The organism is Pseudarthrobacter sp. CCNWLW217 (assembly GCF_037203985.1).
Taxonomy (GTDB): domain Bacteria; phylum Actinomycetota; class Actinomycetes; order Actinomycetales; family Micrococcaceae; genus Arthrobacter.
Map to the genome: position 1 here is coordinate 203,552 of NZ_JBBCBT010000008.1, position 8,957 is coordinate 212,508.

Genomic DNA, 8,957 nt, shown 5'->3' on the forward strand with positions numbered 1-8,957 from the left:
CTTTGCGGTTCCCCGCCAACATGAGGACAGGAACGGGGCGGAATCAATGGCAGACTCGACGGCGGGATCCGGGACGGAGCAGGACGGGCTGACGCCGGTCAAGCCCCTCGAAGCGGAACTGCTGGTGGTCACCGGGATGTCCGGGGCGGGACGCAGCACGGCTTCGGACGCGCTGGAGGACCATGGCTGGTACGTCGTGGAGAACCTTCCGCCGCAGATGCTGGGAACCCTCGCGGAACTGGTCTCGCACGCGCCCCAGTCCATTCCCCGGCTGGCCGTTGTGATGGACGTCCGCAGCAAGGGTCTGTTCGCCGATATCCGCGCCGCCCTCGGCGCGCTGGCCGCCAGCGGTGTCACGTTCCGGGTGTTGTTCCTGGACGCGAACGACGACGTCCTGGTCCGCCGCTTCGAACAGGGCCGCCGGCCGCATCCCCTCCAGGAAGGCGGCCGGATCCTCGACGGCATAGCAGCCGAACGTGAGCTGCTGACGGAACTGCGCGACAGCGCCGACGTCGTGCTGGACACGTCCACCTACAACGTCCATGGCCTGGCCACGGCCATCACCGAACTCTTCAGCGAGACCGGCCCGGTGGCCCTGCGGCTCAACGTCATGAGCTTCGGCTTCAAATACGGCCTTCCGGTCGATTCCAACTACGTGGCCGACGTCCGCTTTATTCCGAACCCGCATTGGGTGCCCCAACTGCGCCCCCATACGGGGCTGGACAAGGACGTCAGCGAGTACGTGCTGGAGGCCGAGGGGGTTAAGAATTTTGTGGACCGCTATGTGCTGGCATTGGAACCTGTCCTCGACGGCTACCGTCGGGAAAACAAGCACTACGCCACGATCGCCGTCGGCTGCACGGGTGGCAAGCACAGGTCTGTAGCCGTCGCCGTCGAACTTTCCAAGAAACTGGCCCAATATCCCAGGGTCACCGTGACAACCACCCACCGGGACCTGGGCCGCGAGTAATGGGGATGCTTACCGGCCCGCTGCCTCTGGTTCCGCCTTCTGGCGGAACGGGATCCAGCCAGAAGGACAAAGGCCCCACCGTCGTTGCACTCGGGGGTGGCCACGGCCTGTTCGCTTCCCTCTCCGCCTTGCGGCTGCTCACCTCCGAGCTCACCGCGATCGTCACAGTGGCGGACGACGGCGGCTCGTCCGGGCGTCTGCGCGAAGAGTACGGCGTGCTGCCGCCCGGGGATTTGCGCATGGCACTGTCCGCGCTATGTGACGACACCGACTGGGGCCGAACCTGGCGCGACGTGATGCAGCACCGCTTCCGGCCGGGGGAGGGCCGTGGCGGCTCACTGGACGAGCACGCCATGGGCAACCTGCTGATCGTCACACTCTGGGAACTGCTGGGCGACGCCGTCGCCGGACTGAAATGGGCCGGCGCGCTGTTGGGGGCTCGCGGCCAGGTACTGCCGATGTCCACCGTCCCGCTCACGATTGAAGGCGACATCCGCCTCGCGTCCCCGGATGGCACGTCGGCACTGCAGACCATTGTCGGCCAGGCGCGCTGTGCCGTGGCCGGTTCGCTGGAACACGTCAGGCTGCTCCCCGAGGCAGCGCCCGCCTGCGTTGAGGCTCTGACCGCCATCGAGCTCGCCGACTGGGTGATCCTCGGCCCAGGGTCCTGGTACACCTCCGTGCTGCCGCACCTGCTGCTGCCTGAAATGCGGCAGGCGCTGTGCGGGACAGCCGCCAAACGGTGCCTGACCATGAACCTGGCCACGGACACCAAAGAGACATCCGGTATGACCGCTGCCGACCACCTCCACGCCCTGCGCAAATACGCCCCGGACTTCAGCGTCGACGTCGTGCTCGCCGATCCGGCCTCCGTTCCTGACAGGCAGGAGTTCGAAAAGGCAGCCGGGATGATCGGTGCCGAGGTCGTCTTGGGTAAAGTAGGGGCGTCGGGCCGCCGACCCGTCCATGACCCCTTGCGTCTGGCAACGGCGTACCACGACATTTTTGGGAACAGTTAGGAAGGTGCCATGGCACTGACAGCATCGGTCAAAGAAGAACTGTCCCGTTTGGACATCAAGAAATCATCGGTCCGCAAAGCCGAGGTCTCCGCGATGCTCCGGTTCGCCGGCGGACTGCACATCATCTCCGGCCGGATCGTGATCGAGGCTGAAGTGGACCTGGCGTCCACGGCACGGCGACTCAGGGCCGCCATCGCGGAAGTCTACGGACACCAGAGCGAAATCATCGTCGTCTCCGGTGGCGGGCTCCGCAAGGGCAGCCGCTACGTTGTCCGGGTTGTGCGCGACGGCGAAGCGCTGGCCCGGCAGACCGGGCTCCTGGACGGCCGTGGCCGGCCCGTACGGGGGTTGCCCTCCGCCGTCGTTAACGGATCGGCAGCGGACGCCGAAGCCGTGTGGCGCGGCGCCTTCCTCTCCCACGGATCCCTCACCGAACCTGGCCGTTCCTCGTCCCTGGAAGTGACCTGCCCTGGGCCGGAATCGGCATTGGCACTCGTCGGGGCGGCCCGCCGCCTGGGTATCCAGGCCAAGGCCAGGGAAGTCCGGGGAGTGGACCGCGTGGTCATCCGCGACGGCGACACCATCGCTGCCCTCCTGACCCGCATGGGCGCCCACGACGCACTCATGGTCTGGGAAGAACGCCGGATGCGCAAGGAAGTCCGCGCCACGGCCAACCGGCTGGCAAACTTCGACGACGCCAACCTCAGGCGCTCCGCACAGGCCGCCGTGGCCGCCGGGGCACGGGTCGACCGTGCGCTGGAGATCCTGGGGGACGACGTTCCGGACCACCTCAAATATGCCGGCGAGCTCAGGGTCGCCCACAAGCAGGCCAGCCTGGATGAACTTGGCCGCCTGGCGGATCCGGTGATGACCAAGGACGCCATCGCCGGGCGGATCCGCCGGCTGCTGGCCATGGCCGACAAACGTGCCCTTGACCTTGGCATCCCCGGGACGGACGCCAATGTGACGCCGGAAATGCTGGACGAGTAGCAGCCCCCTAGAATCAAGACCATGTGACGGAAATGCCCGCCATCTCCGCCGCAGCAATCTTCCGGATGCCCGCCATCCGGATGCACAATCCGAGAGAGTTACCAACCGGACAGTCAGTCCACGACATTGGAGGATCTTGTGACCGAGTACGTATTGCCTGAACTCAGCTACGACTACGCCGCCCTTGAGCCGCACATCTCTGCCCGCATCATGGAGCTGCACCACAGCAAGCACCACGCTGCCTACGTTGCAGGTGCCAACAACGCCCTGGCCCAGCTGGCAGAGGCGCGCGACAAGGGCGACTTCGCCAACATCAACCGCCTTTCCAAGGACCTCGCATTCCACACCGGCGGCCACATCAACCACTCGGTGTTCTGGAACAACCTGTCTCCGGACGGTGGCGACAAGCCCGAAGGCGAACTGGCTGCGGCCATCGACGACGCCTTCGGCTCCTTTGACGCGTTCCGCGCCCAGTTCAGCGCTGCAGCGCTCGGCCTGCAGGGTTCCGGCTGGGGTTTCCTGGCCTACGAGCCCATCGGCGGAAACCTGGTCATCGAGCAGCTTTACGACCAGCAGGGCAACGTGGCACTGGGCACCACCCCGCTGCTGATGCTTGACATGTGGGAGCACGCCTTCTACCTGGACTACGTCAACGTCAAGGCTGACTACGTCAAGGCTTTCTGGAACATCGTGAACTGGGCCGACGTCGCCAAGCGGTTCGACGCAGCACGCACCAACGCCACGGGACTGATCACCCTCCCGTAGTGACCGGCGCAACATCTGCCTGTAACAAACTTCACATTTAGGCGCTTTAGGGCCGGAATGTGGAAGGTCCGCCCCCGCACTTGCGGGGGCGGACCTACTTAAACGTAAGATGGATCACGGAAGGCGGTTAGCCTTCAGCAACGTGGCTGGTCGCCCTCCAATCTGTTAATCATCTCTGCCCAATGGCGTGCGGGATCTGTTAGTTGGCTTGAACGCCCGCTCAACTAGTTGTGCTTAAGCAAGCACCAAGGAGACTGAAAAAGTGACGACCCGTATTGGTATCAACGGCTTTGGCCGTATCGGCCGCAACTACTTCCGCGCAGCACTCGCACAGGGTGCGGACCTCGAGATCGTTGCAGTCAACGACCTCACCAGCCCTGAGGCCCTGGCCCACCTGCTCAAGTACGACTCCGTCGGCGGCCGCCTGACCGAAACCGTCGAGGTCAAGGACGGAAACATCGTTGTCAACGGCAACATCATCAAGGTCCTCGCCGAGCGCGATCCGGCCAACCTCCCGTGGGGGGAGCTTGGTGTCGACATCGTCATCGAGTCCACCGGCTTCTTCACCAAGGCCGCTGCCGCCCAGAAGCACATTGACGCAGGCGCCAAGAAGGTCCTGATCTCCGCTCCGGCATCCGACGAGGACATCACCATCGTGATGGGCGTCAACCACGAGCTCTACGACTCCGCTGCGCACCACATCATCTCCAACGCGTCCTGCACCACCAACTGCCTCGGCCCGCTGGCCAAGGTGATCAACGACGAGTTCGGCATCGAGCGCGGCCTCATGACCACGGTCCACGCCTACACCGCCGACCAGAACCTGCAGGACGGACCGCACAACGACCTCCGCCGTGCCCGTGCCGCCGCCATCAACATGGTCCCCACCTCCACCGGTGCGGCCAAGGCAATCGGCCTGGTCCTCCCGGAGCTCAAGGGCAAGCTGGATGGCTACGCCATCCGCGTCCCGGTCCCCACTGGCTCCGCAACCGACCTCACCGTCACCGTTGGCCGCGAGACCACCGTTGAGGAAGTCAACGCTGCGCTGAAGAAGGCTGCCGACTCCGACGCGTTCCAGGGCATCCTGACCTACACGGACGCTCCGATCGTTTCCTCGGACATCGTGGGTGACCCCGCGTCGTCCATCTTCGACTCAGGGCTGACCAAGGTCATCGGCAACCAGGTCAAGGTTGTTTCCTGGTATGACAACGAATGGGGCTACTCCAACCGCCTCGTGGACCTGACGGAGCTCGTCGCATCCAAGCTGGGCTAGGGTTAGACACATGACATTTCACACCCTCAACGAACTGATCGCTGAAGGTGTCCGCGGGCGGTACATTCTTGTCAGAAGTGACCTGAATGTGCCGCTCGACGGCTCTACAGTGACTGACGACGGCCGGATCAAGGCCTCCCTTCCAGTCCTGACGAAGCTCACGGACGCCGGTGCCCGCGTGCTGGTAACAGCCCACCTCGGACGGCCCAAGGGCGCTCCGGAAGAGAAGTACTCCCTCAAGCCTGCCGCGTCCCGGCTGGCTGAACTCGCAGGGTTCAAGGTCTCCCTCGCCGACGACACCGTTGGCAGCTCCGCGAAGGAACAAGCCGCTGCACTGCAGGACGGTGAGGCGCTTGTCCTGGAGAACGTCCGCTTTGACGCCCGCGAAACCTCCAAGGACGACGCCGAACGCGCCGCCTTTGCGGATGAACTGGTCTCCCTTACCGGTGACAACGGCGCCTTTGTTGATGATGCTTTCGGCGCTGTGCACCGCAAGCACGCCAGCGTGTATGACGTCGCCACCCGGCTTCCGTCGTTCCAGGGTGACCTCGTGCACACCGAAGTGGAGGTGCTGCGCAAGCTCACGGCCGACACACAGCGTCCCTATGTGGTGGTGCTCGGCGGTTCCAAGGTCTCCGACAAACTCGCCGTCATTGACAACCTCATTGGCAAGGCTGACACCATCCTGGTGGGTGGCGGCATGCTGTTTACCTTCCTCGCCGCAGAAGGCCACAAAGTGGCCGGAAGCCTCCTCGAGGAGGACCAGATCCCGGTTGTCCAGGACTACCTGAAGCGGGCAGCCGACGCCGGAACCGAGTTTGTTGTTCCCACTGACATCGTGGTGGCCAGCAAGTTCTCCGCCGACGCCGATCACGAGACCGTCCCGGCGGACGGCATCGAGGGCAGCAGCTTTGGTGCCCAGGGAATTGGCTTGGACATCGGACCCGACTCCGCCGCAGCTTTTGCGGACCGGATCAAGGGCGCCAAGACCGTGTTCTGGAACGGCCCCATGGGTGTCTTCGAATTCGAGGCCTTCTCCGGCGGTACCCGGGCGGTAGCGCAGGCCCTGACCGAAGCCGACGCGTTCACCGTGGTGGGCGGCGGGGACTCCGCTGCCGCCGTCCGTACGCTCGGTTTCTCCGATGACCAGTTCGGACACATTTCCACCGGCGGCGGCGCCAGCCTGGAATACCTTGAAGGCAAGGACCTTCCCGGACTGACTGTCCTGGACCGCTAAGTCATCACGCCTGCCAACTTGGACTGCCAAGTCCTCCGGCCGGCAGGGAGCCTGCGGGTTCCCTGCCGGCCGAATACATCCTCAGAACTTTTGGAGAATACGTGACTACGTCAACGAATGGCTCTTTTGACCGTACGCCTTTCATCGCAGGCAACTGGAAGATGAACATGGACCATGTCCAGGGCATCACCCTCCTGCAGAAACTGGCCTGGACCCTGTCGGACGCCAAGCACGACTACAACCGGGTTGAGGTTGCTGTCTTCCCGCCGTTCACGGACCTTCGCGGCGTGCAGACGCTCGTCCAGGGCGATGAACTGGACGTTGCCTACGGCGCACAGGACCTGTCCCAGTTCGATTCCGGAGCGTACACCGGGGACATCTCCGGCCAGTTCCTGGGCAAGCTCGGCTGCAAGTACGTGCTTGTGGGCCACAGTGAACGCCGCACCATCCACCTGGAGTCGGACGAGGTCCTCAACGCCAAGGTCAAGGCGGCGTACAAGCACGGCATCGTCCCCGTGCTTTGCGTCGGTGAAGGCCTCGAAATCCGCCAGGCCGGTACCCACGTCGAGCACACGCTGACCCAGCTCCGCGCCGACGTCGCAGGCCTCACGCCGGAACAGGCCAGCGAGCTTGTTGTGGCCTACGAGCCCGTCTGGGCCATCGGCACTGGAGAGGTGGCAGGCCCGGAAGATGCACAGGAAATGTGCGCCGCCATCCGTGCCGAACTGGCCACGATTTTCGGTGACGACGTCGCTGCCAAGATTCGCCTCCTCTATGGCGGCTCCGTGAAGGCCAGCAACGTTGCCGCAATCCTCAAGGAACGTGACGTCGACGGCGTGTTGGTGGGCGGCGCGAGCCTCGACCCCGCTGAGTTTGCTAATATTGTCAGGTTCGAGAGTCACCTGCTGACGGATTAGTCCAGTACGCAGCGTAAGCTCCCGTAATTCCCAATCTTCCGAAAGGCCGTCGTGGACGTTCTTCATGTCATTCTGCAGATTCTCCTGGGCATCACCAGCCTTCTGCTGACGCTGCTCATCCTCCTGCACAAAGGACGGGGCGGTGGCCTGTCGGACATGTTCGGTGGCGGCATGAGCTCCGGACTGAGTTCCTCCGGTGTTGCGGAACGGAACCTGAACAGGTTCACGATCATCCTGGGCGTCACGTGGGGCATTGTCATCATCGCCCTCGGCCTCATCATGAGGTTCAGCGGCTCCGGCGACTCCTGAGGTCCGGAAGCAACTGATCCCCGTCCGGCACTGCCGCCAGGGGAAACTGCGAACTAAACTGTGGCTGTTGGCTCCCAACAGCCACAGTTTCGTTTAAGCGGTCAGGAGTCCCGAATGGTACATACTGCTTCAGGCTTCCGCGGCACCCGTGTGGGTGTCACGGAGGGAGCCGGCCCCAGGCACCAGTCCGAAGACCTTCACGGTGAAAGTCTCCCTCGTATCCGCGTGTCCTACTGGTGCGCCAAGGGACACGAGACCACCCCCGTGTTTATCAAACTTCCGGAGGACCAGATCCCGGTGATGTGGGACTGCCGAAGGTGTGGCGCCCCGGCGTCCAGGGACGGCAGCGAAGCCGCAGGCCTGGACATCCCGGACGAGGGTTTCAAGAGCCACCTCGAATACGTTAAAGAAAGACGCTCCGACCAGGACGCCGAAGACGTCCTGGCCGGAGCGCTCGAAAGGCTACGCGCCCGCGGCGTCCTTGCGGACGAGCTGCTGCGGGACACGTGAGGCTGCGTTCTCGTCGATAAGCCACAAAGTCCGGGCGGTGCCCCTCGGGCCGGCTGCAGGGACCTGTACCGGGTTTGCACCGGCCAGGGCCAGGCCCACCGCACCGGCCTTGTCCTCACCTGCGACTACCATCCAGACTTCGGCTGCCGTGTTAATGGCAGGCAGCGTCAGTGAGATACGCATCGGCGGCGGCTTGGGGGAGTTGCGCACACCGACCACGGTCAGCGACTTCTCCCGGATACCGCCCTGCTCCGGAAACAGGGATGCCACATGCGCGTCGGGCCCAACGCCCAGCAGGACAACATCCAGCCGCGGAAGAATGCCCGGCTCGTCCGGACGGTCATCCGACATGTCTGCAGCATGTTCGGCCTGGGCTGCTTCCCGAAGCCTGCGTGCGTAATCTTCTGCGGCCTCCTCCGGAGTGTCAAAATCGTCGGACGACGCCGGCTGGTTGATCCTGGCGGGATCCACCGGGATGTGGGACAGCAGTGCGTCGAACGCCTGCTTGGTGTTCCGGTCGGCGTCGTTAGCGGCAACAAACCGCTCGTCACCCCACCAGAAGTTCACCCTCGACCAGTCGACCGCGGGCGCAGCCGGGGAGTCAGCAACAGCCTTCAAGGTACCGATGCCCACCGTGCCGCCAGTCAGGACCACGGTGGCTTCACCGTGTTTGTCCTGTACATCAACGAGTTTGGTGATCAGGCGGGCTGCGATGGCAGCCATCAGGACGGACGAATCAGGATGAATGCTTACTCTTGGCTCAACGCTCACTGGGTCGGACGCTCCTTAGATTTGTACGTGGCAGTCCAATAGTAATCACTTCTCCGAAGACCTCGTCGGGGTCGAGGCGGCGGAGTTCTTCGGCGAGGCAGTCGCGGAGGCTGCGGCGTGGCAGGGAGATGCGTTGGGCGGGTTGGCCTGGTTGGGTGAGTTCGGCGATGGAGAGTCCGGGGCGGAAGAGTTGGAC

At 64.1% G+C, this 8,957-nt stretch carries 11 protein-coding genes; 9 read left to right on the plus strand and 2 right to left on the minus strand.

Annotated elements, in window-relative coordinates; all coding sequences use genetic code 11:
• Positions 1 to 46 precede the first annotated feature (46 nt).
• From rapZ to V9L18_RS11560, 9 genes are all read left to right on the plus strand, one after another.
• Positions 47 to 970 (plus strand): RNase adapter RapZ, encoded by a 924-nt coding sequence (gene rapZ, locus V9L18_RS11520; RefSeq protein WP_337347303.1) that lies wholly within the window; start codon positions 47 to 49, stop codon positions 968 to 970.
• Positions 970 to 1,989 carry a gluconeogenesis factor YvcK family protein gene (locus V9L18_RS11525; RefSeq protein WP_337347304.1) on the plus strand — a complete coding sequence of 340 codons (1,020 nt, stop codon included), beginning with the start codon at positions 970 to 972 and terminating at the stop codon, positions 1,987 to 1,989. Before rapZ ends, V9L18_RS11525 begins: the two co-directional genes overlap by 1 nt.
• A 9-nt stretch (positions 1,990 to 1,998) precedes the next feature.
• Complete coding sequence (whiA, locus tag V9L18_RS11530) at positions 1,999 to 2,979, plus strand: DNA-binding protein WhiA (RefSeq protein ID WP_066284919.1); 981 nt, start codon at positions 1,999 to 2,001, stop codon at positions 2,977 to 2,979.
• A gap of 138 nt (positions 2,980 to 3,117) precedes the next feature.
• Positions 3,118 to 3,744 carry a superoxide dismutase gene (locus V9L18_RS11535; RefSeq protein ID WP_056339769.1) on the plus strand — a complete coding sequence of 209 codons (627 nt, stop codon included), beginning with the start codon at positions 3,118 to 3,120 and terminating at the stop codon, positions 3,742 to 3,744.
• A 262-nt stretch (positions 3,745 to 4,006) separates the two neighbouring features.
• Positions 4,007 to 5,017 (plus strand): type I glyceraldehyde-3-phosphate dehydrogenase, encoded by a 1,011-nt coding sequence (gene gap / locus V9L18_RS11540; protein ID WP_337347305.1) that lies wholly within the window; start codon positions 4,007 to 4,009, stop codon positions 5,015 to 5,017.
• Positions 5,018 to 5,027: 10 nt separating this feature from the next.
• The gene (locus tag V9L18_RS11545) at positions 5,028 to 6,254 is read left to right on the plus strand and encodes a phosphoglycerate kinase (RefSeq protein WP_337347306.1); all 1,227 of its coding nucleotides are present in this window, start codon (positions 5,028 to 5,030) and stop codon (positions 6,252 to 6,254) included.
• Between the two features lie 101 nt (positions 6,255 to 6,355).
• Complete coding sequence (tpiA, locus tag V9L18_RS11550) at positions 6,356 to 7,171, plus strand: triose-phosphate isomerase (protein WP_337347307.1); 816 nt, start codon at positions 6,356 to 6,358, stop codon at positions 7,169 to 7,171.
• A 51-nt stretch (positions 7,172 to 7,222) separates the two neighbouring features.
• Positions 7,223 to 7,480 carry a preprotein translocase subunit SecG gene (gene secG, locus V9L18_RS11555; protein ID WP_337347308.1) on the plus strand — a complete coding sequence of 86 codons (258 nt, stop codon included), beginning with the start codon at positions 7,223 to 7,225 and terminating at the stop codon, positions 7,478 to 7,480.
• A 114-nt stretch (positions 7,481 to 7,594) separates the two neighbouring features.
• Entirely contained in the window at positions 7,595 to 7,990 is a 396-nt protein-coding gene (locus tag V9L18_RS11560) for an RNA polymerase-binding protein RbpA (protein WP_337347309.1), read from the plus strand.
• Here the strand turns inward: V9L18_RS11560 and pgl are convergent.
• Both pgl and V9L18_RS11570 read right to left on the minus strand, forming a co-directional pair.
• Positions 7,943 to 8,761: a 6-phosphogluconolactonase gene (gene pgl, locus V9L18_RS11565; RefSeq protein WP_337347310.1), complete on the minus strand. Its 819-nt coding sequence runs from the start codon at positions 8,759 to 8,761 to the stop codon at positions 7,943 to 7,945. The two genes, V9L18_RS11560 and pgl, sit on opposite strands and share 48 nt — an antisense overlap.
• A partial coding sequence (locus V9L18_RS11570) for an OpcA/G6PD domain-containing protein (protein ID WP_337347311.1) occupies positions 8,751 to 8,957 on the minus strand: 207 nt, incomplete at its 5' end. The genes V9L18_RS11570 and pgl, both read right to left, overlap by 11 nt.

Coding starts and splice junctions, on each gene's coding strand:
- V9L18_RS11525 (WP_337347304.1), top strand. CDS start 970: ATGGGGATGCTTACCGGCCCGCTGCCTCTGGTTCCGCCTTCTGGCGGA.
- V9L18_RS11560 (WP_337347309.1), top strand. CDS start 7,595: ATGGTACATACTGCTTCAGGCTTCCGCGGCACCCGTGTGGGTGTCACG.
- whiA (WP_066284919.1), top strand. CDS start 1,999: ATGGCACTGACAGCATCGGTCAAAGAAGAACTGTCCCGTTTGGACATC.
- rapZ (WP_337347303.1), top strand. CDS start 47: ATGGCAGACTCGACGGCGGGATCCGGGACGGAGCAGGACGGGCTGACG.
- V9L18_RS11545 (WP_337347306.1), top strand. CDS start 5,028: ATGACATTTCACACCCTCAACGAACTGATCGCTGAAGGTGTCCGCGGG.